This window comes from Pseudoalteromonas sp. NEC-BIFX-2020_002, from assembly GCF_013002825.1.
Taxonomy (GTDB): Bacteria; Pseudomonadota; Gammaproteobacteria; order Enterobacterales; family Alteromonadaceae; genus Pseudoalteromonas; species Pseudoalteromonas neustonica.
Genome location: NZ_JABEPJ010000022.1, coordinates 15,146 through 41,955, shown reverse-complemented (window position 1 = coordinate 41,955; position 26,810 = coordinate 15,146). Strand labels below are relative to the sequence as shown.

The 26,810-nt window shown below is 42.1% G+C and carries 27 protein-coding genes; all 27 read left to right on the top strand.

The window, feature by feature from the left end:
• Nucleotides 1-144 precede the first annotated feature (144 nt).
• The 27 genes from HJP15_RS19010 to HJP15_RS18880 all read left to right on the top strand — a co-directional run bounded on the left by HJP15_RS19010 (nt 145) and on the right by HJP15_RS18880 (nt 26,736).
• Entirely contained in the window at nt 145-1,701 is a 1,557-nt protein-coding gene (locus HJP15_RS19010) for a DUF935 domain-containing protein (protein ID WP_170174367.1), read from the top strand.
• Nucleotides 1,702-3,183 carry a phage minor head protein gene (locus tag HJP15_RS19005; RefSeq protein ID WP_170174366.1) on the top strand — a complete coding sequence of 494 codons (1,482 nt, stop codon included), beginning with the start codon at nt 1,702-1,704 and terminating at the stop codon, nt 3,181-3,183.
• A complete protein-coding gene (locus HJP15_RS19000) occupies nt 3,180-3,374 on the top strand; it encodes a hypothetical protein (RefSeq protein ID WP_064668431.1) in 195 nt (64 codons plus the stop codon). Before HJP15_RS19005 ends, HJP15_RS19000 begins: the two co-directional genes overlap by 4 nt.
• 1 nt (nt 3,375) lies before the next feature.
• Complete coding sequence (locus HJP15_RS18995; RefSeq protein WP_170174365.1) at nt 3,376-3,828, top strand: phage virion morphogenesis protein; 453 nt, start codon at nt 3,376-3,378, stop codon at nt 3,826-3,828.
• A 61-nt stretch (nt 3,829-3,889) separates the two neighbouring features.
• On the top strand, nt 3,890-5,101 hold the full coding sequence (locus HJP15_RS18990) for a hypothetical protein (protein WP_170174364.1): 1,212 nt from the start codon (nt 3,890-3,892) through the stop codon (nt 5,099-5,101).
• A gap of 176 nt (nt 5,102-5,277) precedes the next feature.
• Entirely contained in the window at nt 5,278-5,667 is a 390-nt protein-coding gene (locus HJP15_RS18985) for a hypothetical protein (protein WP_170174363.1), read from the top strand.
• Complete coding sequence (locus tag HJP15_RS18980; protein ID WP_170174362.1) at nt 5,642-6,067, top strand: hypothetical protein; 426 nt, start codon at nt 5,642-5,644, stop codon at nt 6,065-6,067. Before HJP15_RS18985 ends, HJP15_RS18980 begins: the two co-directional genes overlap by 26 nt.
• An 88-nt stretch (nt 6,068-6,155) precedes the next feature.
• Nucleotides 6,156-7,352 (top strand): phage protease, encoded by a 1,197-nt coding sequence (locus tag HJP15_RS18975; protein ID WP_170174361.1) that lies wholly within the window; start codon nt 6,156-6,158, stop codon nt 7,350-7,352.
• Nucleotides 7,352-8,260, top strand: a complete 909-nt coding sequence (locus HJP15_RS18970; protein ID WP_170174360.1) for a Mu-like prophage major head subunit gpT family protein — start codon at nt 7,352-7,354, stop codon at nt 8,258-8,260. Before HJP15_RS18975 ends, HJP15_RS18970 begins: the two co-directional genes overlap by 1 nt.
• A 74-nt stretch (nt 8,261-8,334) precedes the next feature.
• Complete coding sequence (locus HJP15_RS18965) at nt 8,335-8,817, top strand: HI1506-related protein (protein WP_170174359.1); 483 nt, start codon at nt 8,335-8,337, stop codon at nt 8,815-8,817.
• Nucleotides 8,818-9,246, top strand: coding sequence for a gp436 family protein (locus HJP15_RS18960; protein ID WP_170174358.1), 429 nt, complete (start codon nt 8,818-8,820; stop codon nt 9,244-9,246).
• Nucleotides 9,246-9,662: a phage tail terminator protein gene (locus tag HJP15_RS18955; RefSeq protein WP_170174357.1), complete on the top strand. Its 417-nt coding sequence runs from the start codon at nt 9,246-9,248 to the stop codon at nt 9,660-9,662. The genes HJP15_RS18960 and HJP15_RS18955 overlap by 1 nt, the downstream gene beginning before the upstream one ends.
• A 1-nt stretch (nt 9,663) precedes the next feature.
• Entirely contained in the window at nt 9,664-10,413 is a 750-nt protein-coding gene (locus tag HJP15_RS18950) for a phage tail tube protein (RefSeq protein ID WP_170174356.1), read from the top strand.
• 81 nt (nt 10,414-10,494) lie between these two features.
• Nucleotides 10,495-14,058 (top strand): tape measure protein, encoded by a 3,564-nt coding sequence (locus tag HJP15_RS18945; RefSeq protein ID WP_170174355.1) that lies wholly within the window; start codon nt 10,495-10,497, stop codon nt 14,056-14,058.
• Nucleotides 14,055-14,417: a hypothetical protein gene (locus tag HJP15_RS18940; RefSeq protein ID WP_170174354.1), complete on the top strand. Its 363-nt coding sequence runs from the start codon at nt 14,055-14,057 to the stop codon at nt 14,415-14,417. Before HJP15_RS18945 ends, HJP15_RS18940 begins: the two co-directional genes overlap by 4 nt.
• A gap of 25 nt (nt 14,418-14,442) precedes the next feature.
• Complete coding sequence (locus tag HJP15_RS18935; RefSeq protein ID WP_170174353.1) at nt 14,443-16,533, top strand: hypothetical protein; 2,091 nt, start codon at nt 14,443-14,445, stop codon at nt 16,531-16,533.
• A 3-nt stretch (nt 16,534-16,536) separates the two neighbouring features.
• Nucleotides 16,537-17,526, top strand: a complete 990-nt coding sequence (locus HJP15_RS18930) for a hypothetical protein (protein ID WP_170174352.1) — start codon at nt 16,537-16,539, stop codon at nt 17,524-17,526.
• Nucleotides 17,526-17,846: a hypothetical protein gene (locus HJP15_RS18925; protein ID WP_170174351.1), complete on the top strand. Its 321-nt coding sequence runs from the start codon at nt 17,526-17,528 to the stop codon at nt 17,844-17,846. The genes HJP15_RS18930 and HJP15_RS18925 overlap by 1 nt, the downstream gene beginning before the upstream one ends.
• Nucleotides 17,846-19,693 carry a hypothetical protein gene (locus HJP15_RS18920; RefSeq protein WP_170174350.1) on the top strand — a complete coding sequence of 616 codons (1,848 nt, stop codon included), beginning with the start codon at nt 17,846-17,848 and terminating at the stop codon, nt 19,691-19,693. Before HJP15_RS18925 ends, HJP15_RS18920 begins: the two co-directional genes overlap by 1 nt.
• The gene (locus tag HJP15_RS18915; RefSeq protein ID WP_170174349.1) at nt 19,686-19,910 is read left to right on the top strand and encodes a hypothetical protein; all 225 of its coding nucleotides are present in this window, start codon (nt 19,686-19,688) and stop codon (nt 19,908-19,910) included. The genes HJP15_RS18920 and HJP15_RS18915 overlap by 8 nt, the downstream gene beginning before the upstream one ends.
• 76 nt (nt 19,911-19,986) lie before the next feature.
• Nucleotides 19,987-20,163 (top strand): hypothetical protein, encoded by a 177-nt coding sequence (locus HJP15_RS18910; RefSeq protein ID WP_170174348.1) that lies wholly within the window; start codon nt 19,987-19,989, stop codon nt 20,161-20,163.
• The gene (locus HJP15_RS18905; protein ID WP_170174347.1) at nt 20,163-20,735 is read left to right on the top strand and encodes a hypothetical protein; all 573 of its coding nucleotides are present in this window, start codon (nt 20,163-20,165) and stop codon (nt 20,733-20,735) included. The genes HJP15_RS18910 and HJP15_RS18905 overlap by 1 nt, the downstream gene beginning before the upstream one ends.
• Nucleotides 20,687-21,064 (top strand): hypothetical protein, encoded by a 378-nt coding sequence (locus HJP15_RS18900; protein WP_249365895.1) that lies wholly within the window; start codon nt 20,687-20,689, stop codon nt 21,062-21,064. Before HJP15_RS18905 ends, HJP15_RS18900 begins: the two co-directional genes overlap by 49 nt.
• Before the next feature lie 692 nt (nt 21,065-21,756).
• Entirely contained in the window at nt 21,757-23,136 is a 1,380-nt protein-coding gene (locus tag HJP15_RS18895; RefSeq protein WP_170174346.1) for an MATE family efflux transporter, read from the top strand.
• The gene (gene uvrB / locus HJP15_RS18890; RefSeq protein ID WP_054205715.1) at nt 23,133-25,133 is read left to right on the top strand and encodes an excinuclease ABC subunit UvrB; all 2,001 of its coding nucleotides are present in this window, start codon (nt 23,133-23,135) and stop codon (nt 25,131-25,133) included. The genes HJP15_RS18895 and uvrB overlap by 4 nt, the downstream gene beginning before the upstream one ends.
• Nucleotides 25,126-26,061: a class I SAM-dependent methyltransferase gene (locus tag HJP15_RS18885; protein ID WP_170174345.1), complete on the top strand. Its 936-nt coding sequence runs from the start codon at nt 25,126-25,128 to the stop codon at nt 26,059-26,061. Before uvrB ends, HJP15_RS18885 begins: the two co-directional genes overlap by 8 nt.
• Nucleotides 26,062-26,736, top strand: coding sequence for a tRNA (adenine(22)-N(1))-methyltransferase (locus HJP15_RS18880; RefSeq protein ID WP_054455017.1), 675 nt, complete (start codon nt 26,062-26,064; stop codon nt 26,734-26,736). It abuts the gene before it with no gap.
• Nucleotides 26,737-26,810: the final 74 nt, after the last annotated feature.

The window sequence follows — 26,810 nt, the reverse complement described above, 5'->3', positions numbered from 1 at the left end:
GGTGTTTTATCAAGAGATATTCACCGCCCAAGTACAGCAATTAGATATAACAGCCGCCAGTTTAGCCAAGGCCCACCAACATACTAAGGCGCTTGATATATACGTACTAAGCATTAAGCCCATCATTAAAGTTAGAGTAAACCCATGACCCAAATAGTAGATATTCACGGCAACCCAATTAAATCAACCGACTTTAAGCAAGCCCAAACCGAGCAAGATAGCCGAGTGGGCATGCTGATGCGCCAATTTGCGGAGCACCCAAGCGAGGCCCTTACCCCCGCAAAATTAGCGCAATTACTAAAAGAGGCCGACGCAGGCAACTTAGCGGCCATGGCCGACCTAGCAAAAGACATGGAAGACAAGGACGGCCACTTGTTTAGTGAGCTTACCAAACGCCGCCGAGGCTGGCTTAAATACGATTGGTCAGTAGAACCGCCCCGTAACGCAACAGAGCAAGAAGAAAAAGACGCCGCTGCAATTCAAGAAATACTAGAAGATGCCACTTGGTTAGAGGATCTACTTTTTGATTGCAGCGATGCAATACTAAAATCATTTTCCTGTAACGAGTTAAGTTGGGCGTTTGATAGCGGCGAGCATATTATTACCGGCTATGAATTTCGCGACCAAAACCTATTCCAAACTCATCCAGACAACCGCAACCAGTTAATGCTGCGCGACAACAGCTACACAGGCCAAGCGCTAAATCCGTTTGGCTGGTGCGCGCATATTCACCGCAGTAAATCGGGGTATATTCACCGCACTGGGTTAACCTCAACGGTGGCATGGCCGTACTTATTTAAAAACTATTCAATTCGCGACCTTGCTGAGTTCCTAGAGATTTACGGCTTACCACTGCGTTTAGGTAAGTACCCCAATGGCGCAAGTGATGATGAAAAAGCCACTTTGTTACGTGCCGTGCTTAGCATCGGCCATAACGCAGGCGGCATTATTCCCAAGGGCATGGAGATTGAATTTCAAAATGCCGCTAATGGTCAATCAGATCCATTTGAAGCCATGATCAAGTGGTGTGAAACCACCCAAAGCAAAGCTGTATTAGGAGCAACACTAACGAGCCAAGCGGACGGTAAAACCAGCACTAACGCGCTTGGTAATGTTCACATGGACGTACTAAACGACATAACCGAAAGTGACTTAAAGCAAGTGGCTAACACCATTACGCGCGATATTATTTACCCAATGCACGCGCTTAACTCTAAAAGTTACTCAGGCGCGCGCCGTATCCCACGCTTTAAATTTGACACCAGCGAAGCAGAAGACATTGCCCAATTAGCTCCAGCACTCAAAATACTCACCGAAGTTAATTACCCAATTCCTGCAAAATGGGTGAGCGAAAAAACCCAAATCCCACTCCCAGAAAAGGGCGAGGCTATTTTAAGCTTAACTCCAATAACAGAGCCTGCCGCCGCGCTAAAAGGCTTTGCTGCACTTAAAAACGCACCGCAAAAAGACAACGCCGACTTAGTTGCCGAGCAGCTGACAGCACAAGCACAAATGCACTTAAACAGCATGAGCGATGCGGTAACCGAGCTGGTCAAAAACGCCAGTAGCTTAGAAGAAATACGCGACGGCATACTTGAATTAGAGCCACAAATAAGCACAGAGGGCCTTACTGAGATAATGGCAAAGGCAATGGCAGCAAGTGAGTTATTAGGCGCACTAGAAGTGGATGAGGGCCGTTAAATGGCTGTTAGATATGGCTCACTGCCATTTGATGATGGCATAAACTTTTTTCGGCAAAAGCTAAACACACCTAGCAGCAGCTGGGATGATGTATGGCAAAGTGCTCACAACCGCGCGTTTATGGTTGCAGGCGTAACCAAAGCCGACATGCTAAATGACTTTTACACCTCAGTTGATAAAGCCATAAGCGAAGGTAAAAGCCTGGGCTGGTTTCAAAACGAATTTAATAATATCAAAACGCGTTACGGTTGGGAGCATAACGGCCAGCCAGCTTGGCGCAGCCAGTTAATATACGAAACCAATATACGCCAAGCCTATAACGCAGGGCGCGAGGGGCAAATACAAGCGCTTAAAGCAAGCCGCCCTTATGCGCTATACAAACATGGCGATAGTGAGACACCACGCGTACTGCACTTGAAGTGGGACAACTTGGTGCTACCAGTTGATGATCCATGGTGGGCCACCCACAGCCCACAAAATGGCTGGGGCTGCAAATGTAAAAAGTTTAGCCTAAGTGAGCGTGAGCTTAAACGCCGTGGCTTAACCGTAGGCACTGCGCCCGATAACGGTAGTTACAGCTGGACTAACAAAAAAACGGGTGAAGAGTTTGAGCTACCACTGGGGATTGATCCGGGCTTTGACTACACCCCCAAAAATACCGCCCAGCTAACAAGCCAGGTTAAAAAGCAAGTAGCAGATAAGCCGCCGCTTGCTAAACGCATAGAAGATTACCAAGCAACCCGCATTGTACCATCGGCTTACAGCAGCGCTAAAAACGTCACAGCGCTAAAGCTTGATCCGCTATTAGCCCAGTTAGACAGTGAAGTACTTGAAGGTTTAAACGACTTTCTAACAGCCAAGCAAACCAAAACCGTATTTGTAAATCAGACCCAAATGAGCGCAGGTTCTAAAGCAAATGCAGCAATTCGCTCAGAAGTGGGGGAGTACTTAGGCGTAGATGAATTTTACGCGCGCATGCAATACAGCATTCGCGGTGCTAAAAACTGCGGGGGTTTTACTTCAGTAGGCTATGAGCACATAGTCGTAAAAGTGAAAAGCGCCCAAAACTTAGCTAAAGTAGATATGCAAGCGCTAAAAGACAGCGCCGCGCTTACCGTGCAACGCTCAGCAAACAACAAAGGTGAATACTCGTATAATTGGCACGGTGAGACAATTAAACGTGATCACACTATTTCGCATAATGCAGATTCACTAGATAAACACCAAGCACATAGTTTAGTCTCAACCTGGCTGCACGAACTCGGCCACCAAGTGCATTACTACGCAGGTGCGCCAGCGCTATTAAAAAATGCCTTACCCGTTACCTATTATGGTGCGGTGAATAAATACGAGCAATTTGCAGAGGCATTCACCGCCTGGGCACTGGCTCGTAAAGAGCTGAAAAAATGGCAACCAGAGCTTGTAAGCTGGATAGACCAACTAGTAAAAGATGCCGCTAAATCACAGGATAAAAGACGATGAAATTAATAGAGCAAGCACAGCAGCTGCTACAGCAAACCCCGTACACACTACAAACATGCCGTGAATTTGCAAAGCTTGAGCAACAAGCAAAAGGGCAAGAGGCTAACCAAATTGCTGATCTACTGCCCGCACTAATTGCAGGGCTGGACCAGCAAACCCACATGCAAGCATTTGACGAAGGGCTAGTGTAATATGGCAGGTGCGAGTATTGACATAAGCACAGAGGGCGCAACGGCCGTAAGTGATGTGTTAACCCAGCTGGTAAAGAACCTAGACAACTTAGCCCCAGCACTTGGCAATGTGGGCGAGCATTTAATGTTGACCCACCGTGATCACTTTGACGAGCAACGCAGCCCAGATGGTGACCCGTGGCAGGCACTTAGCCCAGACTACGCTAAGAGCAAAAAAAAGAATAAAGATAAAATACTCAGGCTAAACGATATACTACGCGACACGTTTGCTTATAACGTCGGGGACGAATCGTTAGAATTTGGCACCAATATGGAATACGCCGCTATTCATCAATTTGGCGGCACTAGTGATATGATACCGAGGTTAGCCGTTATACCAGCAAGGCCGTTTTTGGGGTTGTCGCAAGATGATGAGAAAGAAGTGATTGAGATATTGAGTGACTTTTTAGCTTAATCTATACAAAATTATGTAGAATAGATGCAAATTTACAATAAAAATAATCAGGAATGGAATCATGTTAGTAAAAGAAGTTTTTAGAATTATAGATTCAATAAATGAGAACTATATAGAACTGAAAAAGGATATTTTCGGTGAGGCTATTGTAAAAAATGGAATTCTTGGCAACATAAATGATATTGAACAAGAAGTTACACAATTGGAAAATAACTTTGAAGCTCTTAATAATGATGTTTCTGATGCAATAAATAGAATAGATGATTCATTTTTAAATGAGTTTGAAGTACGCTCATTTCGTTTGGAAAACTCATTAATAGAACCAGAACTAAGTATTATAAAAATTGCAAATCATATACACAATTTAGAGAATTCTTTTGAAATTTTCATTGGTTCATATCTAGAAATCTATGAACTTTCATCCGATGCTAAGGCACTTGCTAGTTTCATATCAAAACAAATTAATACATTAATAAGTGTTCTTAATGTGTCAGAAAAGTCTGATAGTTTTAGTTTTTCTAAAGCTCAAAAAAAACTTGTAACTGCATCAATGAATATTATAGAAGGTGAGTTGAAATTAAAGCTTAATGAGTATAACAAACAAACAGATAAGCTGTTTAAAAGTCATCAATCAGCAATTAACGGCTTGGAAGCCGCTGCTGAACGAGGGTTTAAAGAATTACACTTAAAAACAGAAACTATTAGGGAAGTATTTGATAGTACTTTAAAAGATCTAAATGCAAAGAGTGTACAAATGGATGAGCTATTAGAGCAATCAGCTAATCGTACAATGGCTCAAGATTATGATTATAGTGCAGCTGATGAAAAAAAAGCAGCTAATTGGTTAAGGCTTGGCTCTTTAGCTTGTATGGGTATTATTATATATATCGTTTGCTATTCGTTTTATGATTCAACACACTCAGGTTTTGATTGGGAAAGTTCAATTTTCAGAACTGTGCTAGTGTTTATTCTATCAATACCAGCCGCATACCTTTCCAGAGAATCAACAAAGCACCGCGAGCAACAATATAACTACCACCATACTGCGTTAGATTTAAAAGCAATAACACCTTACATCGCGTCACTCCCAGAAGCAGACCAAAACAGAATTAAAATCTCAATTGCAGAACGAATCTTTGCTTCAAGGCAAACAAACTTAAATCAACAAGATAGTTTTCCATTGAATACGCAAGAGCTGATGATGGAGCTTATTAAGAAAGTCGATATAAGAGACAAACTAAAAAATGAAGATAAGCCTGTCCAGAAGTCTTAAAGTTAATGGAATCAACTATAAGGCGAGCATTTATAGAATGCCTAGCAAAGCCCTTACTTTTTTTGTTAAAGTTCCCTGGATAGTTTTTAAACGCGGTTTAAACAGGGTTATTGTTGAAGATGACCAATACCAAAAGATACTCTTAGCTGATAAGTGAGATAAAGGATTTATGATAAATGAAAACTACTATTGATGGTTTAGAGTCTCTTTTTTTAAAGCAAGAAGTAATAGTTCATGCGGATTACGACTATCCAGTACTAATATTTATGCTGGGATGTATGTTAATGGGATTAATAGTAGCCATATGTGACTTATTTGTTTATTTATTTTTTAAAAAGTCGATTTTAAAAGTTGAACATGGTTTAAAAAATACATTGTTACTTTTATTGTTTTGGCCTGTTGGTGCATTCTTTATTGGCTTTCTTGGAATTGCTTTAAAAGTATTTTTGATAAGCATCGGAGCATGTGTTTTAGTGGGACTAAGTTGGCCATTCATATTTGCAAAGTTTGCTGAAAAAGCAGGAAAGGAGGCAATCAAGAATGACCCAGAACCGGAGCAGCAGTAATACTATAATGAACTTCTTTGCGAAGTTTTATGATAAAAAATCATTGTTTCGTGATGAAGATAAAATCTTGAATTTGGCCCAAGTTAAAAGTAAGCAACAGAAGCCTAAAATACTTAAGATTTTTGAAACATCCAAGCAAAGAACTTATTTGATAAATGATGGTAGTATGGTGTACTGCGTGCTTGATGATGTAAGGAATAATCAACCTAAACTTGTTTGGAAGACTCCGAGAAATGCTTTTTTAAGGCATGGAAAATTAAATGTGAAGTTAAATCCCCGCGACAAAACAAAAAATACAGGTGTAATAGATCTCGGTAACCAACACAAAAATTGGTTATATAGTAAGAGACTTATTAAGCCCGAGGAATTAAAAGATAGCTTTTCTAAATTTATCAGTTAAAAGTTTTTTAATTCCCGAAACACCGCACGGCCAACTAAAGCAAATCTAAATCCATACTGAGCACAGATTATTCAAACTGTGCTCAGCCATGAAAAAACCATCTATCAAAACCAGCTTACTTGAAACCGCTGCACTTACATCGGCGCTTGCTGTTTTATCAGCAAACAAACCTGCAGATTTGGGCTTTGCTGCGTGCCGCTTTGCAAGCGAAATAAACGAGCAAGGCGTTAGCGAGCGCGTAATGGTGATGCCAGACGGCTATTTTAACTCACACGATGGCCGCCCATTCGATGTGCCTGATAATGCTTGGTTACTTGACCAAGCCGCATTTGAGCTACTAAAAAGCACAGCTAGCACCCGCACTAACGATTACCATTTTGACTACGAGCACCAAACCCTACACGCCGAGGCCAATGGCAAGCCAGCCCCTGCCAGTGGGTGGTTTAACCCAAGCGATTTAGAGTATGTGCCAGGCGAGGGGCTTTATGCTCTTAACGTTCGTTGGACACCTAACGCACGCGCACACCTAAAAAACGACGAATACCGCTTTATTAGTCCTGTTTTTCATTACGACAAACAAACAGGCCGCCCAACCAAATTACGCCACTTTGCCTTAACTAACGACCCAGCGGTTGATGGTATGGACAAAGTAGCCGTTTTAAAAAGCTCTTTAAATAGTACGAAAACCCATGTTAACAATGGAGGTATACCCATGAATGCAGCTCAAAAATTGCTGAGCTTGCTAGGTGTCACTGTGAATGGTGATAACGTCACCGATGCAGATTACACCAAAGCAACAACAGCACTCGCCGCTCTAAAAGCCAAGGCTGATGAAGCCGACACGCTCACCACTCAATTAAGTAACGCCAATGACGCCGTTGCAGCACTTAAAGCCAATAGCCCTAATGAGGTTAATTTAGCTAAGTATGTGCCAGTTGAAACTTACAACGCTTTGCACACTGAAATGGTCGCGCTTAAAAGCAGCAGCGCCACGCAATCGGTTGAGCAAGAAGTAAATAAAGCCAAGCAAGACGGCCGCATTATTGCGTCAGAAGTTGAATATTTAACATCGTTAGGTAATCAGCAGGGCGTTGCAGCGTTAAAAGCAGTGTTAGATGCCCGTTCACCGATTGCAAGCCTTACCGCTCAGCAAACCACCCATACACCTAAGCCAGAGCAAGACAAAGACGGCTTAGCAGCACTCACCGCAGAAGACAAGTATGCCGCAGACCAATTAGGTCTTAGCCATGCTGCCTTTGCCAAAGCTAAACAGGAGCAAAACTAATGGCTTTAGTGACCCCAGCAATTTTACAAGCGTTATTTACTGGCTATAAAAAAGAATTTGAAGACGGTAAATCAGAAGCTGAGCCGCAGTATCAAAAAATTGCAACTGTGATCCCCTCAACCTCAGCAAGTAATACCTATGGCTGGTTGGGTAAGTTTCCAACTTTAGCGAAATGGGTTGGTGATCGTAACGTACAAAGTATGAAATCACATGTTTACACCATCACCAATGACGATTACGAGTCAACCGTAGGGGTTGAACGTAACGATATTGAAGACGATAACCTCGGTGTATATGCACCTATTTTTAAAGAGATGGGCAGTGCGGCCGAGATTCACCCCGATGAAATGTGCTTTCCACTGTTAGCTGCGGGATTCACTACCCCATGTTATGACGGCCAATATTTCTTTGATACCGACCACCCAGTTGCAGAAAATGCAGACGGCACTGGTGCAGTCGAATCAGTTTCAAACATGACAGAAGATGCAGGCTACACAGGTGAGGCTTGGTATGTACTTGATTGCAAAAAGGCCCTCAAGCCTCTTATTTTCCAAGTACGCAAAAAGCCAACTCTAGTCGCTATGACCAAGATTGACGATGAGGCCGTGTTTACCCGTAAAGAATATCGCTACGGTGTTGATTGTCGTGATGCAGCTGGCTTTGGTTTCTGGCAGTTAGCCTATGGCAATAAGCGTGAACTTAATGCAGACAATCTATGGGACAGCATTGAAAAAATGCGTGGTTTTAAAGCCGATGGTGGCCGTAAGCTTGGTGTGAAACCTACTTTACTAGTTGTTCCTAGCGGTATGGAAAAGAAAGCTACTCGCTTGTTAGAGCGTGAGCTTGACGCGAATAGTACAAACGAACTTAAAGGCCGCGTAGAGCTGTTAGTCGCTGATTACCTTTAATCCCATCAATAGTTAAACCCTACTAAGTATGGGGCGTTATAGCCCCATACTTTGAAACCAGGAGTAATAATGAAATGGCAAAAACGCTTAAAATCAGCCTTATCTCTGCTGTTATTGTCAGTTGCATGCAGCCAACAGGCTACCGCCGAGCTGGCCTCAGTTTCAACCAAGGTAAAAATGAAATCCCCGCCGATGGTCTTGACCAAGAGCAGCTTGAAGCAATTGAAAGTGATCCACGCTTATCGGTGCAAGCTATACCGCTCGATGCGAGTACTGCGCCGCAATCACAGCTGGACGCAAATAACCTGGGTGCAGATTTAGACGCTCCCAAGCTCTATACAAACGTTGATTACACTCAAGCCCCAATTGAGCTACAGCCCGTTATTGCGCTAATGATTGATGCACAGTTTGCAGAGCAGCCTAGCTGTGCTCAGGTCGCTTATGAAGCGCCAGGCGAAACCGAAGGCGAAGTAATTAAAGTTAAAGTACCTGCGCTTACTCGTGATTTAGCGTGGCAATGGCTACAAGAAGCAGCCAAAGCAGGCGAGGGCGAGTAAATGGCTTACGCAACAATAACCGCAATGCAACAGCGCTTTGGTGAGCGTGATCTTATCTATTTAAGTGAGCGCGAAGACACCCCCGCTGATGTGATTAATACCGCGATTATTGAGCAGGCTATAAACGATGCAAGCGACGTGATTAATGGCTATTTAGCTGGGCGTTATGAGCTGCCGCTTGTCACCGTTCCTAATCTACTTGAGCAGTTTTGTTGTGATATTGCTCGCTATAAGCTCGGCACAAACGATGTGCCTGAGCATGTAGAAACACGCTACAAGGACGCAATTAAATTTTTAATGTCAGTAGCAAAAGGCGAGCTAAGCATAGGCGTTGATGCACTAGGCCAAGACGCCAAAGTGCAAGACACCGCCACAATACAAAGTGCTGGCTCTGTATTTGCGCGTGAAAAAACAAAAGGATTTATCTGATGTTTGAAATTACCACTGACTACTTTGCAGCTCAAAACCCGCTTAAACAAGCGCTTGAACAAGTGCCTGGCATTAAACGCGTTTGCTTGAGTGATGAACTAGCAGACATCAAAGAAGACCGCCAAACAACACCCAGCCTTCATTTAATCTATTACGGCGATAATTTACCAGAGAGTAAAAACGCCGGCTATTTAATGAAGCTAACGCAAACATGGATAGTTGTATTAGTCGTTCGTAAGCAAGATAACGCAGGCGAGCACTTAACTAACATTATTCGCGCTATGGCGGGCAAAGTACTTAACGGTACGGGGCCATGGCTTAGAGTAAACACCCCAGCTAAACCCCAATACACCAAAGGTCACGCGTATTACCCGCTGGCTTTTACATGTCAAATGACTCTTAAAGGAGCGCTTTAATATGAGCGACGGTATTTTACTTGCGGGCAATATTTTTGTTGATCGCTTAAACGAACAAGGCGTAAGCACCGGCCAAATCTTTGGCCCAATTAACACCACTAAGCTCGGTATTAAAACTGAGGCTGATTCAGTCGTCCGTACATCAAATAAAAAGGCCAGCAAAGGCCAAGTGCTAGACAATGTGACAATTGCAAAGCCAGCGGCCATTACATGGGAGTTTGATGATCAACCCGCCGAAATGGTGGCTTTAGCATTAATGGGCGAAGTTGCAGCCATTAACGATGCGGCGGGTACGTTAACAGATAAAGAAGTGATATTACCTGATAATCAGTCGTGGGTTGCCGTTGGTGGTAAAAACTTTACTGATGACGTCGTTGTTAAGCAAGCCACTGAAACTAAAGTTGCAGGCGTTGATTACGAGTTTAACTTTGCACTCGGCATGATCCGTTCAATCAAAGGTGGCTCGCTTGCCGCTGGTGGCAGCATTACCATTACGGGCAGTTATAACGCCCGCACCGGCAAACGTATAAAAGGCGGTACTAAGTCACAAACACGTTTACGTATTTTTGGTGAAGGCACCAACTTAGCCAATGGTAAGCAAGTCAACTTTGAAATTTACGACACCTCAATGATGCCAACTAAAGAGCTTGATTTAGCCGGCAGTGAGTTTGTAAGTGCTGCACTAGAGGGCACAGCAAAGCTTGTAAATGGCAAAGATGAGCCATTCTACATTGACGAGCTAGACGCTTAATCAATTACCTCGTACCAAAAGGCTCAGCCCTTGAGCCTTTTTATTCCCCCATTTAAACACTGTTTAAACTGAGTTGAACCCATGGCAGATAAAACCCTTGAATTAGCCCTACGCATTGTTGCCGAAGCAACAGGCAAGCAAAATATTGAGCAGCTTGTAACAGAGCTTAAAAATATTGAGCAAAGCGCAGATGCGGCTAACCCTGCTGCTGATAAACTCAGTGAATCACTGGATCAAACCGATAACAGCGCCAAAAAAACCAGCACCACAGCTGGCAAGCTCGCCAACGAATTAGACGGATTAGCTAATCAAGCTGATCTAATACGTGCATTTGAGCAGTCAAAACAAAAATTAGAACAACAAGAAATAGCCACAGCGGCAGCAGCTCAAGCACTCGACCAATTACAAACCGAAGCCCAAAACACCGATAAGCCATTTGTGCAACTCGCGCGCTCATTAGAAGCCGCTGAGAAAGATTTAACGCAAATGCGCACCGAGCTTACCCAGCAAACAAGTAAGCATGCAGCATTACAAACAGCCCTTAAACGCTCTGATGTTGATACTAATAACCTGCGTGCAGCCAAGCGTGACTTAGCTGCCCAGTTTGATAAATCTGGCCGCTCTGTCGATAAGTTTAGTAATGAATTGCGCCAAGGCACTACAGCCCAACGCGCTCAAGCACAAAGCTTAGACGGTGTAATTGGCAAAGTTACCGCACTTGCTGCGGCTTATGTTGGCCTTGACCGTGTGGCCCAAGCTGTAACCCAAGTATTTACCACCGGTGATAAATTTGAAAAGCTAGGCGTGCAAATGCAGGGGCTTATGGGGGGCATTGCAGGCGGCGAACAAGCTACTGCATGGGTAAAAGACTTTACTTTAAAAACGCCATTGCAACTAGATGAAGTAAGCCAGGCGTTTGTAAAACTAAAAGCGTTCGGTCTTGATCCTATGGATGGCACCATGCAGGCCATTACCGACCAGACATTTAAATTAGGTGGCGGCTTTCAAGAGGTGCAAGGCGTTAGCCTGGCATTAGGCCAAGCCTGGGCGAAACAAAAATTACAAGGTGAGGAAATACTACAGCTTGTTGAACGCGGTATACCCGTATGGGATTTATTAGAAAAATCAGCGGGAAAAAACGTTCAGGAGCTACAAAAGCTATCAAGCGCAGGCAAGTTGGGCCGTGATGTAATTAAAGGCTTGATAGATGAAATGGGCCGTGCAAGTGCTGGCTCTGCTGCGGCACAAATGGCGCTCTTTAGCGGGCAAGTGTCAAACGCTAAAGACAACATGGCTCAGTTTTATAACTTAATCGCACAAAGTGGCGCACTTGATTGGTTAAAAGCCAATATTACAGCGCTTAATACTGAGTTTGCAGCAATGGCGAAAGATGGCAGCTTGCAAGAATGGGCGCAAAAAATTAGCGATACAATCGTAAGCACAGGTAATGCAATTAAAGGTGCGGCCACCACGCTTTACGAATACCGCGAAGAAATAGCCACTGTCGCTAAAGTATGGCTGGCGCTTAAAGTGGGTAACTATTTTAGCAGTGTGATCAGCGGCGCAACCACGGCCATTGCATCACTAAGAACCTACACCGCTGCTATTGGTTCAACCACAGTTGCAACTAATGCCGCAGGCATTGCAGCAGCTAAATGGAGTACTGCGCTTAAGGCTGTAGGTAAAGCGGGATTATATACCTGGTTAATTACCGAGTTAATCGACGTTGGTTTACTGTATAAAGATTTACTCGTGGCTGAGGAATCACTCAGGAAGTCGCAACAAGCAAGTGCAATACAAGCCAAAGCATTAGCAGATGAATTGCAATTGCTGGCGAACTCTACGGGTTTGATCATCCGTAATTCAGCAGAATTAGATGCATTGATAGAAAGCGGTAAGCTTGTTTGGGACGAAGCCACCCAGCGCTATATCAATATTGAATACCAACAGCGCAAATTAGCCGAAGCCACAGCAGCTGCAACAGAGGCCGAGCGCCAGCGCCAAGAGCTGCTTACCCTTTCACTCCCCGAAGCCCTTAAAACCATCCAGTCATTAGAGCAGCAGGCGACAAGCTTAGACGGTGTAAAAGTCGGCGTTGATGGTTTTATACAAAGCATAGAATCTGCCCGTGTTGCAATTGCTGGCGCTGGTGAACAGTACCAGGGCCAGTTAGCCATTTTAGATGCGCTAAAAGTAAAGTTTGAAGAACACGGCGCATTACTCGAGCGTCAAAAAATATTCGCGGGCGATGTAGAAAAAGCCTATGCCGAACTAGGCTTAACATCATCAAAAGCGCTCGATGATACCGCTAATAAATTACGCGCAGCGTATGAACTAATGCAAGAATCAGAGCAGCCATTAGCCGTACAACGCCAAGCCTATTTAAAGTGGGCTGAGGCTGCCATTGCTGCCGCTGACGCAACAGATCAAACCGTGCCATCAAGCATTCAAGCCGCAGCTGCTGCACTGGGGTTAACGAAAGAACTTGATAAATTGATTGAAAAATCAAAGCAATTAGTACAAGTAAATAACACAAACAGCGATGCAGTAAACCGCTTTACACGCGAATTAGAGCAAACCCGTGATGCAATAAAAGCTAATCAACTAGTAATAGCAAGCAGTACAGCTACTGCTCAGCAGAAAACACAAGCACAGGCAGCACTAACTATTCAGCAGCAACGCTTAACAGATCAAACTAACGATCTAACACGTGTGCAGCAGTTAGAGCTTTCAAGCTTAGACGGATTGCAACGCGAGCATAGACGTTTAACTGACGAACTTGAGCGCTTAAATGACCGCTATCAAGCAGGTAACTTAACAGCGAAACAGTACAACTATGAAAAACAACGTTTAGGCGATGTATTAAGTGTTGTAAATAACCTACTGGGTGATTTTAAAGGCGCACAAGATGCGGCAACTGCATCTACGAGAGCAGGAACTCAGGCTACCAAAGAGCAAGTACAGGCAAATCAATCTGCATCAAAAAGCTTACGCGAGCAAAAAGAAGAGTTAGAACGTGTTGCTGCCTCTGCATCACGCGCAGCGAGCAGTGTTGTGCGCTATAACACTGCGCAAGGCGCTGGTGTAAATACGATTGTTGATTACCAAGAAAAAAACGGTAATAGCCCGTATGACTTAGACACAAAAGCGATACGCGAAGAAAAAGAAAAACGCGGCTATGCCAAGACTCAGAGCGCTCAATTTAATAAGTTTAGCGGCCAAATTGATAACGCCAGCAGTAGCAAAGCACTGAATGATCTATACAACAAAATCAATAAACAGCTTACATATCTAACGCGTGAGCAAAAGAGCACGTTAAACGCAGCCATTAACGCACAACAGCAAGCGATAAAAGCGCAAAGCACCACTCAAAAGGCTGTTGAACAAGTACAGTCTTATACGCCTGCACCAACACCAAGCTATACGCCCAGTAATAACGCCTCTAACGGCGATTTAAACAGCCTTACAACTGCTGTACGTGAATTGATCACCATACTTAAAAGCCAGCAGACTTTTACTAGTAACACCAACGGTAAAACAGTCCGGTTAGAACTTGCATTACCTGGCGGCCAATCGGCCAGTTTATTAGCTGATTTTGAAGAACAGTTTTTACAAAAACTTGAACAGTTGAGTAACACCCAATGATTTTAATAAATGCACAAAGCCTGGATAACTTTGTCTGGCTCAATGAGTTTGATTATTTACCAGTAGCCGAGCAAACCGAACGCGCATTAAACGGCGCGCAGCACATTGAAAAAACACCGATAACCGCAGGACGACCAATTTATTTATACAGTGATTTTGAAGACGCTAGCATATTTACACCATTGCATGAGCATGCACAAACAACCCTCACAGCGTTTGAAATAACAATACGCGGCACTGTGTTTAATGTCGTGTGGGACCACAGCCAAAAAGCTGTTGAAGCCGTGCCGCATACGCATTTTTCAGACTCGGCACCAACACACTTTCAAAACATTAACTTACGTTTAAAAACTGTTTAAAGCGCTTTTTATAATAGGAAATATAATGAAAAGAACCGATTTAAAAATATTAAAACCCCAGCGCATTGGCAACGAGCCACACGCAGGCGGCCACCGTACAAGCAATGCCATTGTCAGCGGTAAATTAAACGCTGTGTTTAGCTCAATTAGTGACATTGACCATGCCCGATCATCATTTGATCTCGTTAAATTATATCCTGCCCTTAGCACAGACGATTCAAGCCGCTTGCAAGACGCGCATATATTTCTAAGCGACCAACCCGATGACCCGCTTGTAAATGTGTTACTAGTTGAAGCTAAAGACCTAAAAGACACCGACACAGTCGCTGAAATGCTGCCTTATTTGTCATTAGCTAGCACAAAGTACCACGGCACTAGTTTATTAACTGCGCCAGTAGCAGCACAAGGCCAAGAGCTAACAGTAGAGTCAATCACACGTACGTTAACGCCAAGCATAACTACCGTAAACACAAAAATAGGTTTAAAACCAAGTAATAGTTCAGTGCTTAGAGAACATCGAATTTTAAGTTACGGCATGATAAATGACGTAAATATAGAGCTGCCAGATTTACTACTTTCAAACCCGGTTTTTTATGCTGAGTACCAGCGATACACCAGAGATTTAAGTGGTCGTTATGGTGTTTATACATTTAAATTAGAGCAGCATCAGCTAGAGCTTGAAAATGGGGTTATTAGTAACCAGCAACGAGTTTTTGTGTCAGAAGGGCAATATTTCACGCTGTTTTATTTGTCAAATGAAGACTACCGTTTTCATTCTTTCGCTGATGGCAATACTGTTAATTTATCTGCTGGTGAACGTGTATTACCGGGTTACTCAAGGCTCAAAAAAGTCGGTGAAAACAACGTCTACAAAGACGATTCACAAGGTAGGTTTATAGCAAACGGCTATATATTTGCAACGATTGACTACGACACAGGCGTAATAACAGATATAGACGGCGTTGATTATAATGGCACAGTCGAAGAGAACTTAGGCGTTACCATTGGTGTAAACAATCCGTCACTAACTAAAAAGAATTGGCAATTACCGTCTTCATCTTTTGCTCGTGACTCGTTGTACATCACATTTGAAACTGCATCTGGCGCTACGTTCTCAGCGTCTAGCGATATAAGTGGCAATATCACCGGCACTAATTGTACAGGTACAGTAAGCGAAACAGGCTATGTTGACGTAACATTTAGTGAGCCAGTAAAACCCGCGTCAATTAGTTACGATTACAATGAAATTGATGTAACAACAGTACCTGCACCGCCAGGCGGCTTTAATACATCAACACTACCAAACAATGGCACTGTGCGTATATTCCATGAGTTTAACCCTGTTAGCGTGCAAAATCGTGAGCGTACAGCTGCTGCAACATTATCAAGCGGCCAAACAATTACAGTTCTAGCTGATGCTGATTTTATCGATATTGTTGATAGCACCGGTGCAAGTTGTTGGTCTGTGACTGGTGACAATTACAGCTATGATTCAGCAACAGGTGAAATCACAATAAACGCAGGTATAAGCGTATTTTCACCACCGTTTATTATCACTGTAATTCAGTCTGAACTTGCATTGATTGATGCAATCGACAGCAACACATTAAGTCTACTAACACCATTGAGCCGTTCTTATCCGGCAGGCGCAACGGTTAGTAGTGTGCAAGTGCTGGGTGACTTTCAAGCGCAAACTAAGGACGAGCGAACATTAGCGGCATGGCAAAACAACTTTGGTGATACTGGCGCTGCTGCATCAAGCGCAATTAACACTACTCAATACCCAATCGAGCTAACCAACATTGGCGCAATATCCCAGCGCTGGGCCATCGTATTTACATCAACAACCGCTTACAACGTGATTGGAGAATCAGTCGGTAACATTTACAGCGGCGACACGCTAAACGACTGTGCGCCGATTAACTCATTCGCAGGCGCACCGTATTTTATATTACGTAAAGAGGCGTTTGGTGCAGGACTAAACCCCGGTGAAGCATTTTTATTCGAGACTCTAACTGCAAGTAAACCAACCATGGTTACGCGCTCAGTATCACCTGGTCACAGCGAAATAGTGCGTGACAATTCAACCCTAAGTTTTCGTGGAAATAAGGATTAAATTATGGCTTTACCAGTAACAATGTACCGCTGGGACGACCCCGGCGCACCGCAAATAACAGAAGGACGACCTAGTGAATTTATTAATGTTTTTAAAAAATGCCTAGTTGAAGGATACGGTGATAAACAGCCGCTGGGCTGGCAAATTCAGTTTGAAGGAGCTTTAAATCAAGTCTCTTTTGTCAATGATATTGCAACTGGTGGATCAGGTGGTAGCTATGTTTTAAAGTCTGAAAATGGTGCAGATGAAATAGGTGAGAAAGTCATAATCCAATGCTGCCAATCGTTCGTTGATTTTGATAATTTAGTTCAAGCGTCCCCAAAATCAACTTACAAAATGAAAGGGGGCACATTCGGTTATGACTTGTTCCCAGAGTGGCTAGTAATAGGCACGTCAAATGCCTTTTATTTTATTACAAAGATGACAAATCAGACCTCAGTGTCAAGCTTGAACTATCTTTACTATCCTGCATTTTTTGTGGGTGACTTTGATAAAATAATACCGAGTGATCAAAATAGATTTATACTTTTTGGTGGATATAATGGCTTAAACGATCACACTAATCCGGGGAGCTCTGAATATTTATCAGGACAATTAGTTGACTCAGGTTCGTCCTCTTCAATCAAGGGTTATACCTTAGAGTCACCGCCAAACTTTTGGTTTTTTACAGTGAGAAACCTGTTTGGCGTTGGTGGTAATAGCATTAAAAATGATACAGCAAAAAGAGAAACGCCAGAAATCACCTTTATGTCACCATCTTATATTTTTAATAGTTACTCGGATACACACCATGAAACAAGAGCTGTAAATTATAACTCAGCTACAAACCCTGTAGTCAGAGGTATTATGCCGGGCTTGTTTGCATCTCAAGAAGTTGGTTATTTTAATGAGCCGCTTTACTTTATTAAATCAATAAATAATCAATTACATCTGAATTTACCATCCACAGGCGATAGAGCTAGCGCTGTTTGGATTAATTTGGAGCAATGGTAATGCTAACTTTTGAACCACTTATATTGTGGCCACAATTAACAAACATTGTTTCCGCATTAATCGTTGATATAGATCCAAACGCTGAGCGCCTACAAATTTTCAATCGTAAAACGGGCGAGCTGGTTTGGCATCAGCGTGTTAACAATCAAGCATTTAGATTCTTTTCAAAAGAAACAGCAAATAGCACAGATTTGATGTGTGTAATACTCGATGACAATGCGCAATTTAACGCACAAATAGCAGATCATGTTAAATGCATGCTCGTTGATGCTGTTACTTTTAACCCTTTAAACCCCCAAGCTTATGAGCCGTCAGTCTAATGTTGAAACTACGTTTTATTAGCTCGTACAGCGTTAATAAATCGCCATTTTCACTAAGTTATCAAAGTGACATGGATGTCACTAATGAAGCCGTTGGCAATGATGCTGTATTAGTGATGCGATTTACTAAACCGCATACAATAAATACATCACCGCTGATTATGCGCTTTGGTGATGACACTGGGCCCGTTGATCCAACGTTACCTTTTTTACAACCAAACATTGGCATCGAATCAGATTTAAGCTGGTTAAACCCGGCATTAATCACGCAAGGCAAAGCGCTCGCATGGCAAACGCAGTCAGTTAAAACAGAGTTTGAAACGGCTTTTAGCAACGCTGAATTAACCCCTATGGCTTTTAGTTTTGACTGGCAAACCATTGCATTAGTTACAGCACAAAACAGCGTTACATGGGGCAACAGCGGCTATGTATCAAACGTTATTCAAATGCCGTATAAAATCATCACCAACATTGAGTACAACGAGTATGACTTTAACTGGCTAACTCAGTTAGATGTTGAACATACCGAATTTAAAGCGCTTTGGAACAGCTCTGAATTGCTAAAATCAGCCCAAGAGCTACATTGGCATGTAAAGCCGCTTTTAGAGTCCCGTGAGCTAGTAATACACTACGGTGAGACAGACAAAGAATACATTTGTTATTGGCGCAATCATCCGTTTAAAGGTTATGTGAATTTAGAGTTCACAGAGCCTGCAACAGTGCAAAACGGGCGCTTAGTCATGCGTTTTAACAACCCTGACAAAGTTTGCTATTGGGGCCTGCCCGGCGGCCTTGTTCGCGGTGATGATGACGTACCAACAATTAATCGCAAAATCCCAATCGAACCACAAATTAGGAATACATACATCATGCAGCCAACAATCAATTGTGTGCGTGTTTCAGACGATTTAAAGATACTAATCAACAGCGTTAATTACTCTATATCTCGCGGTCAATTTAGTGCAACAGCTAATGTTAAATTTTGCTCACGCATCGACCTTGAGCGCGCCCTAGGCCACGAACTTAAAATCTCAATAAATGGCTATGACTTTTATGTGATTTGTGAGCAGCCAAGCACTAGTTACCGCTTTGCAAATGCTAGCTATAGCGCAAGTTGCCGCAGTCGTTTTGCGTTACTATCTAACCCTTACGCAAGGGCTACAAACTACGCTAACCCAACCGCTAAAACACTGGCGGGGATCATGTCTGACATACTCGTTAATACGGGGTGGTCACTCGATAATAAAATGATTGATTATCCAATCCCAACATGCGCGTTTACTTATACAAATTTAACCCCAGCTGCGGCACTGTTAAGTGTGGCTAAGTCAGTCGGCGCAATACTCGATATTAACGACGCAACTAAAACTGTCTCAGTCGTCCCAGCATGGCCCGTAATGCCTTGGGATACCGAAAATGCAATTTGTGATGTGATCCTTAACGATTCAATCATTCTTGAGCACAGCACTAGCCAAACCATCAATCAAGAGCATAACGCAGTATTTGTACGAGGTGAGCAGCAAGGCGTAGCGTGTAAAATCAAACGTGCGGGTACGCTAGGTGATCATTTTGCCAATGATGTTGTAGACACGCTAATCACACATAATCAAGCAGCACGCCAACGCGGAACGTGTGAGCTGGCTAACAGCGGTAACAAACAAAACACTACAATTAGAACCAAGCTTTTAGACGACTTACCGCCAATCCGCCCTGGTATGTTAGTTGGCATTACTTACACAGATTCAGTATTTAAAGCCACCTGCGACAGCATGACAATTAACGCCAGTATCAGCGACCAAGGCGCTATTACAGTTAGCCAAACCATACAGGTGATCAGCAATGTCTAACACACTAAACAGACTCGGCTCAGTACTCGATAAAACCCAACGCACCATAGCAACAATAGTCACTGTAAACACAAACGGCACAACACTAGTCGAATACAGCGACAGCAGCAAAAGCATTGTGCTAGGTGATAGTGTTCAAACTGGTGCGGTATATGTAGAAAATGACAGGATTGTTGGCTCAGCACCTCTACTACCTTTTACTGAAATTGAAGTGTAAATGTACTGTTTTGTTGTAAGAATAGAGACGTTAATGTAGATTTTGCAGCCATATTTAATAATAAAGGAGTTTAAATATGAAAATTGATAATTCTATCAATCTATCTAATGCAAACGCATTACAGCAGCAAAACAAACCACAAGTAAAACCAACAACGGAGCAGAAAGTTGATTTTGCAGCAGCGTTAGAATCAGAAATGAAACTAATGAACGGCGGCGGCGGACACCCAATTAAAGATAAAAAACCTCAATAATGGAGCTGCCAACTATTGATGTGATTGTAAGCTACTCACTAAATAAACTTGAGTTAATTGCTTTTATAGTTGCATTTATGTTGGCCGTTTATCGCAAGCCTAAGAGTTTTTCTATTGCTATTTCAGCAGGAGTTATGTCTGCCGGATTAGCATTGGGTGATTACTTGCACAGCAACGTATTGAGTTTATTGCTTATAGATGACCAGATTTATTATTGGTACTTAGCATGGGCAATCTTCTCACTTTTCCAAGCGTTTGCAGTGATAGGTTTTCATTGGTTATTTGGGGTAATGTTCAGCGAGCAGGTTAAACTGGTTTTTATTACCATGGCCGCAAACGGGCTTTTAAACACATTAATGTTTATTGACCGCAACATTGTTGCACTTAATTTTGATAGTAGCCCAAATGAGTATGGCGATGATAGCTGGCTACTATGGGATATATATAGCATAGGGATAAATGCTAACTTGCTGTTCTTAGCGTTGGTTTTACTATCCCGAGGCAAGTTAAAAGGTAATGTAGTATGGATGTTCTTATTGTATTGTTGTTGCTTTGCGGCATTGTCGCTTTAGGCGTTTTTTCCTATCGTTTCTACATGCTTGAAGCGATGGTAAAAATACCAGAAAGACATTTGCAAAAGATAACAGATGAGTCTTTAGCAGAGTTATGCGGTTTATTAAGTAAAGAAGGTGTGCCAAAGGATATTGTAGATTTAGTACGAAATCGCAAGCTAGCGAGCCGTACGTCCCATTTAAAGCACTTTACTAATAACCCTCACGGTGAGTTCATCGAGTTGATTAGAGGCGCTGAGGAGCTCATAGACAGGCAATATGAGACAGGTGAAGACCTCTCACAGCCTATCTCAGCGCTTCTCAAATTAGCAAAGACAAATACCGAATAAAAAAGCAGCGAAAGCTGCTTTTTTATTAACCTGCTTTTATCATCTTACCTCGTGCGGGGTAAATGATAAAAAAGGGTTTATCATTTAAACCCGTGCTAATTATCAATTTTGGTCGGCGGCTACAGTATTTACACGCTAAGTTTGTTTTTTGAGCTGTTTAAGTCAATTCTGTTAAAGTTAGTATTTGCCAACTAAGTTATAGAGCAGTATTTGAGGTTGCTTCAGAAGCCTTTATAAATGCGGCTTTGAGAGAGTTATCCACGGTTTCTGTGGATAACTCTGTTTATGAAACTTTAAGAACATCTGCGGGACTACTGTTCTAGGGCTCTGTAAGGATATCAAGCATTAAAATCAGTTTTTTTTAATGCTTATAAAACAGTGGTTTAATAAAGCATTGTAAAAGTAGCGCCTTTGATGAGTAAATTTATTCGTGACGATTTGATATACAAAATTATTGTGTAAAAAATCAGCGTTTCACGCAGCGTTTTTGTAATTTTAGTTATCTAAATGTATTTTTATTGTTTTAATAGGGGTTTAATACAAATTTATTTATGAAGGGCGTAAAAAAGTAAGTTTTCCTTACTTTATCAGCGGTTTTCTAACTCAATTTACATTCAGTGTATAAATGCGTGGCTTGCAAAGCGATGATGCTTTAAAATAGTCTGCTTAGTAAAAGAGGCTTATTTATTCTCATGCGTGCAACCTTGCAGACCAAAACATCTCCCGATTTATTAAATGCTCCCATATTACCAACATTGAAAAAAATGACGGTCCCGATGATATTCGGCATGATCACGTTAATGATGTTTAATATCGTTGATACATTTTTTATTAGTTTACTTGGAACAGAACCCTTAGCTGCGGTGAGTTTTACCTTTCCGGTTACGTTTACCGTCATTAGTTTGGCGATCGGGCTTGGCATTGGTACATCAGCTGTTATTGCTAAAGCGCTGGGGAGTAATAAATTAGAAGAAGCACGTTTTGATGCCAGCATGGCATTGTTAATTGCAGTGGTAATGGTGTTGTGTTTATCGTTGCTGGGTTATGTGCTGATCAATCCAATATTTACTTTATTAGGTGCCAGTGAGCAGGTATTGCCGTTGATCCATGACTATATGAGTGTTTGGTTTATTGGTAGTGTATTTTTAATTACGCCAATGGTTGGTAACTCAGTGTTGAGGGCCAGTGGTGATACAACAACACCCAGTATTGTAATGGGCGGGGCAGGGCTGATTAATGCGGTGCTTGATCCAATGCTTATTTTTGGTTTCGGACCCATTCCCGCACTAGGTATTCAAGGCGCAGCAATAGCCAGTGTCATTGCGTGGTCTGTGGCTGTAGTGATCATTTTATATTTACTAGCCGTAAAAAAAAGGCTTCTCAGTTTAAAAGCAAAAAAACAAACTGCGATAAGTTCGATTCGTAAAATTTTAAAAATTGGATTACCAGCAGCGGGCGCTAATATGCTTACTCCTATTGCAATGGCGATCATGACGATGCTTGTGGCGTTTCATGGGCCAGAGGCCGTTGCGGCATTTGGGGTCGGAAGTCGGATTGAGTCAATTGCTAGTTTAGTGGTGTTAGCTTTATCGATGACTTTACCTCCGTTTATCAGCCAAAACTTTGGAGCAGGTAAACTTGGACGAGTTAAAGAAGCTTACACAACAACTTTAAAGTTTGTGATGATCTGGCAATTTATTATTTATTTAGTATTGATTGCATGCGCGGGGGTAATCAGTCAATTGTTCGGTAAAGAGCAAGTGGTTATCGATGTTATACAATTATTTATATATATTTTGCCGCTGAGTTATGGTTTTCAAGGTGTTATTATTTTATCAAATTCGTCATTCAACGCGTTGCATAAACCAATGAATGCATTGTTTTTAAGTGTGATTAGATTATTTATATTTTATATCCCTTTTGCTTATTTAGGTAATGAGCTTGCAGGTCTGAATGGGCTATTAATTGGTGCAGCTATTGGTAATGTTTTTACCGGTATAGTGGCATATAAATGGTTTATGAAAGAGCTTAATGCAATAAGTAATCAACCAATTAAGGAGTGCCATGCATGAGTGACCATTTTCAATTGGTATCAAAGTTTACCCCTAGTGGCGACCAACCAAGCGCGATTGCTCAGTTGTGTGAAGGGCTAGAAGCTGGCCTTGCTCATCAAACTTTGTTAGGCGCAACGGGCACGGGTAAAACGTTTACAATGGCTAACATAATAAGTGATTTGAATCGTCCAACGATCATCATGGCACATAATAAAACGTTAGCAGCGCAGCTATATGGCGAGATGAAAGAGTTTTTTCCTCATAACGCAGTTGAATATTTTGTATCGTATTATGATTACTATCAGCCTGAGGCGTATGTAGTTTCAAGTGACACATTTATTGAAAAAGATGCATCAATTAACGAACACATAGAACAAATGCGGCTCAGTGCAACAAAAGCGTTATTAGAGCGCCGGGATACGATTATTGTGGCATCGGTATCAGCTATTTATGGTTTGGGCGATCCTAAATCATATATGAAGATGATGCTGTTATTAAAAGTAGGCGAAAAAGTTGATCAGCGCGATATGCTGCGTCGCTTAGCTGAAATTCAATATACACGTAACGATATTGATTTTAGTCGTGGTACTTATCGCGTTCGTGGTGAAGTTGTGGACATTTTTCCTGCGGAGTCAGACACGTTTGCAGTACGCGTAGAAATGTTTGATGATGAAATAGAACGCTTGAGCATTTTTGACCCATTAACGGGCGCTGTTGAGAAACACATTGTCCGTGCAACTATCTATCCTAAAACGCACTACGTGACACCTAGAGAAAAAATTCTTGATGCGGTTGAGCATATCAAGGCTGAATTAAAAGATCGTCGTGCGCAGTTGCTCAGTGCGAATAAGTTAGTCGAAGAGCAGCGAGTTGCACAACGCACTCAGTACGATATTGAAATGATGACCGAGCTGGGTTATTGCTCAGGCATAGAAAACTACAGTCGCTATTTATCAGGGCGTACACCGGGCGATCCACCACCAACTTTACTCGATTATTTACCTGATGATGCATTGATGATCATCGACGAATCCCACGTTACAGTCTCGCAAATAGGCGCCATGTATAAAGGCGACCGTAGTCGTAAAGAAAACCTCGTAGAATATGGTTTTCGTATGCCATCAGCGATGGATAACCGACCACTGCGTTTTGAAGAATTTGAAGCAATTGCACCGCAAACTATTTATGTCTCAGCAACCCCTGGTGATTTTGAGCTTGAACGCTGCGGTGATGACATTGCTGAGCAAGTTATTCGCCCAACGGGCTTACTTGACCCACAAATTGAAGTGCGTCCAGTTGCTACACAAGTTGATGATTTACTGTCGGAGATATACAAGCGCGTTGAGATTGATGAACGGGTATTAGTAACCACGTTGACTAAACGTATGTCAGAAGATTTAACCGATTACCTTGCTGAGCATGATGTAAAAGTGCGTTACTTGCATTCGGATATAGATACTGTTGAGCGGATTGAGATAATTCGTGATTTTAGGGCCGGTGTATTTGATGTGTTAGTGGGCATTAACTTACTTCGAGAAGGTTTAGATATGCCAGAAGTGTCGCTTGTTGCGATACTTGATGCAGATAAAGAAGGCTTTTTACGTTCAGCACGCGCAATTATTCAAACGATTGGCCGTGCCGCTCGTCATCTTAATGGTCGTGCAATTTTATATGGCGATCGTGTGACTAAATCAATGGCTAAAGCGATTGACGAAACGCAGCGCCGCCGTGAGATCCAACATGCTTATAATGTAAAGCATGGCCTTGAGCCGCAAGCGTTAATTAAGAAAATCACCGATATTATGGATACCGGCGAACAAGCGGGTCCAAAAGATAATTTAAAACTGATCCGTAAAGAAAGTAAACAAGTGCTAAGCGCTAAAGAGATTGCAGTGCAAATCAAGCAACTTGATGCAAAAATGCATGCCTATGCCAGTGACTTAGAATTTGAAAAAGCCGCATCTGTACGTGATGAAATCCATGAACTACAACAACAGTTAATTAAAAATGCATAATTTTACACCCCTTATTACAGCACTCGAAGGTGCGCCTTTGGCAAACAATGAACTTTGCCGTGTTTTTCATGGCCGTGGGCACACTACGCCGCAATTAAGTCATTTAAATATTGATTTTTATCCGCCATGTTTATTTTTAGTATCGTATGAAGAAGTGGATGATCAAACATTATTGCAGTTAAGCGAGCTTGTATGGCAGTGGTCACAAACGCACGCAAAAGAACTCGTTACGTCGCTGGTGTTTCAACAGCGCGCAGGCCTACAAACAAAAAACAGCTTGTTATATGGCGAGTTACCACAACCGCATACAGTAAAAGAAGGCGCTGCGACCTTTTTAGTTGACTTAATGAGCCGCCAAAACACCGGTATTTTCCCTGATATGCGCAGTGGTCGAGAGTTTGTGCAATCGCAGAGTAAACACGCTAAGGTGCTTAACTTATTTTCGTACACGTGTGGGTTTTCAGTGGCGGCAATGCATGGTGGTGCAGATAGTGTTGTAAACATGGATATGAATAAAGGAGTGCTACGCACTGGCAAACAAAATCACCAATTAAATGGCTTTGATCGCGGCGTAAGTTTTTTACCGCACGATATTTTAAAATCGTTTGGCAAGCTCAAAAAAGCAGGGCCTTTTGATTTAATTATTGTTGATCCACCCAGCTTTCAAAAAGGCAGCTTTATACTCACTAAAGATTATCAAAAAGTATTGCGTCGCTTGCCAGAGGTACTCAATAGCAACACGCAGCTATTGTTATGCGCTAACAGCCCAGAATTAAGCGAAGAGTCGTTTAAAATGCTCATTAGCGAGCATACGCAAGGTGCAATTGAGTTTGTTAAACGTTTAGCACCTACGCAAGGTTTTGTTGATGTAGACAGTGATAGAAGCTTAAAAGTGTTGATCTATAAAACGTCGCAATCGTCACTATAAATGAAATTGAGTAACCGCCTTAATACTATAAACACATTGATCACAGAGTCTTACGATATCATTTGGGATTGTTGCTGTGATCATGGGTTTTTAGGTATGGCGATTTTAAAGCGCAATCTTGCGGATAAAATTATTTTTGTTGATATTGTGCCTGCATTAATGGCTGATTTGAGCAAAACATTAACTCGTTTTAGCTGCGCGCAAACAGCTAAACAGTGGCAGGTAAAGTGTCAGGACGTTGGCTGTCTTGAACTAACTCCTTCAGCAAAGCAACTTGTTATTATTGCTGGTGTGGGAGGGGAATTATTGCTTAAGTTAGTACAGCAAATAATAATAAATAACACCAATCATGATTTATCAAAATTAAGCTTTATTTTATGCCCAGTACATCATACTTATAGCTTGAGAAAAGGGCTGCATAAATTAGGCTTAGGCTTAGTTACAGAGCAAATAGTATTAGAAAATAAACGTTTTTATGAAGTTTTACACGTTAGTTTTGAAAGCGAACAACCTATTAGCTCAACAGGTACAATTATGTGGGAAGAAAACAACACAGCTCATAGAATGTATCTTTGCCAGTTAATTAAGCATTACACACGTATGATAAATAAAGACCCTGTATATTTTCAAAACGTGCTCAATGATTATCAACAATTAGTTGAATTAAAAACCTAAAATAACAGGTCTTGTGTGATCTATTTGTCATATTACTCTCGTAGAGTACATATAATTTACGCCTGCCTTGCGCA

Coding starts and splice junctions, on each gene's coding strand:
- HJP15_RS18970 (WP_170174360.1), top strand. CDS start 7,352: ATGGCTTTAGTGACCCCAGCAATTTTACAAGCGTTATTTACTGGCTAT.
- HJP15_RS18980 (WP_170174362.1), top strand. CDS start 5,642: ATGACCCAGAACCGGAGCAGCAGTAATACTATAATGAACTTCTTTGCG.
- HJP15_RS18920 (WP_170174350.1), top strand. CDS start 17,846: ATGTTGAAACTACGTTTTATTAGCTCGTACAGCGTTAATAAATCGCCA.
- HJP15_RS19005 (WP_170174366.1), top strand. CDS start 1,702: ATGGCTGTTAGATATGGCTCACTGCCATTTGATGATGGCATAAACTTT.
- HJP15_RS18930 (WP_170174352.1), top strand. CDS start 16,537: ATGGCTTTACCAGTAACAATGTACCGCTGGGACGACCCCGGCGCACCG.
- HJP15_RS18955 (WP_170174357.1), top strand. CDS start 9,246: ATGTTTGAAATTACCACTGACTACTTTGCAGCTCAAAACCCGCTTAAA.
- HJP15_RS18985 (WP_170174363.1), top strand. CDS start 5,278: ATGAAAACTACTATTGATGGTTTAGAGTCTCTTTTTTTAAAGCAAGAA.
- HJP15_RS18940 (WP_170174354.1), top strand. CDS start 14,055: ATGATTTTAATAAATGCACAAAGCCTGGATAACTTTGTCTGGCTCAAT.
- HJP15_RS18990 (WP_170174364.1), top strand. CDS start 3,890: ATGTTAGTAAAAGAAGTTTTTAGAATTATAGATTCAATAAATGAGAAC.
- HJP15_RS18900 (WP_249365895.1), top strand. CDS start 20,687: ATGGATGTTCTTATTGTATTGTTGTTGCTTTGCGGCATTGTCGCTTTA.
- HJP15_RS18880 (WP_054455017.1), top strand. CDS start 26,062: ATGAAATTGAGTAACCGCCTTAATACTATAAACACATTGATCACAGAG.
- HJP15_RS18960 (WP_170174358.1), top strand. CDS start 8,818: ATGGCTTACGCAACAATAACCGCAATGCAACAGCGCTTTGGTGAGCGT.
- HJP15_RS18965 (WP_170174359.1), top strand. CDS start 8,335: ATGGCAAAAACGCTTAAAATCAGCCTTATCTCTGCTGTTATTGTCAGT.
- HJP15_RS18885 (WP_170174345.1), top strand. CDS start 25,126: ATGCATAATTTTACACCCCTTATTACAGCACTCGAAGGTGCGCCTTTG.
- HJP15_RS19010 (WP_170174367.1), top strand. CDS start 145: ATGACCCAAATAGTAGATATTCACGGCAACCCAATTAAATCAACCGAC.
- uvrB (WP_054205715.1), top strand. CDS start 23,133: ATGAGTGACCATTTTCAATTGGTATCAAAGTTTACCCCTAGTGGCGAC.
- HJP15_RS18895 (WP_170174346.1), top strand. CDS start 21,757: ATGCGTGCAACCTTGCAGACCAAAACATCTCCCGATTTATTAAATGCT.
- HJP15_RS18915 (WP_170174349.1), top strand. CDS start 19,686: ATGTCTAACACACTAAACAGACTCGGCTCAGTACTCGATAAAACCCAA.
- HJP15_RS18945 (WP_170174355.1), top strand. CDS start 10,495: ATGGCAGATAAAACCCTTGAATTAGCCCTACGCATTGTTGCCGAAGCA.
- HJP15_RS18995 (WP_170174365.1), top strand. CDS start 3,376: ATGGCAGGTGCGAGTATTGACATAAGCACAGAGGGCGCAACGGCCGTA.
- HJP15_RS18975 (WP_170174361.1), top strand. CDS start 6,156: ATGAAAAAACCATCTATCAAAACCAGCTTACTTGAAACCGCTGCACTT.
- HJP15_RS19000 (WP_064668431.1), top strand. CDS start 3,180: ATGAAATTAATAGAGCAAGCACAGCAGCTGCTACAGCAAACCCCGTAC.
- HJP15_RS18950 (WP_170174356.1), top strand. CDS start 9,664: ATGAGCGACGGTATTTTACTTGCGGGCAATATTTTTGTTGATCGCTTA.
- HJP15_RS18905 (WP_170174347.1), top strand. CDS start 20,163: ATGGAGCTGCCAACTATTGATGTGATTGTAAGCTACTCACTAAATAAA.
- HJP15_RS18935 (WP_170174353.1), top strand. CDS start 14,443: ATGAAAAGAACCGATTTAAAAATATTAAAACCCCAGCGCATTGGCAAC.
- HJP15_RS18925 (WP_170174351.1), top strand. CDS start 17,526: ATGCTAACTTTTGAACCACTTATATTGTGGCCACAATTAACAAACATT.
- HJP15_RS18910 (WP_170174348.1), top strand. CDS start 19,987: ATGAAAATTGATAATTCTATCAATCTATCTAATGCAAACGCATTACAG.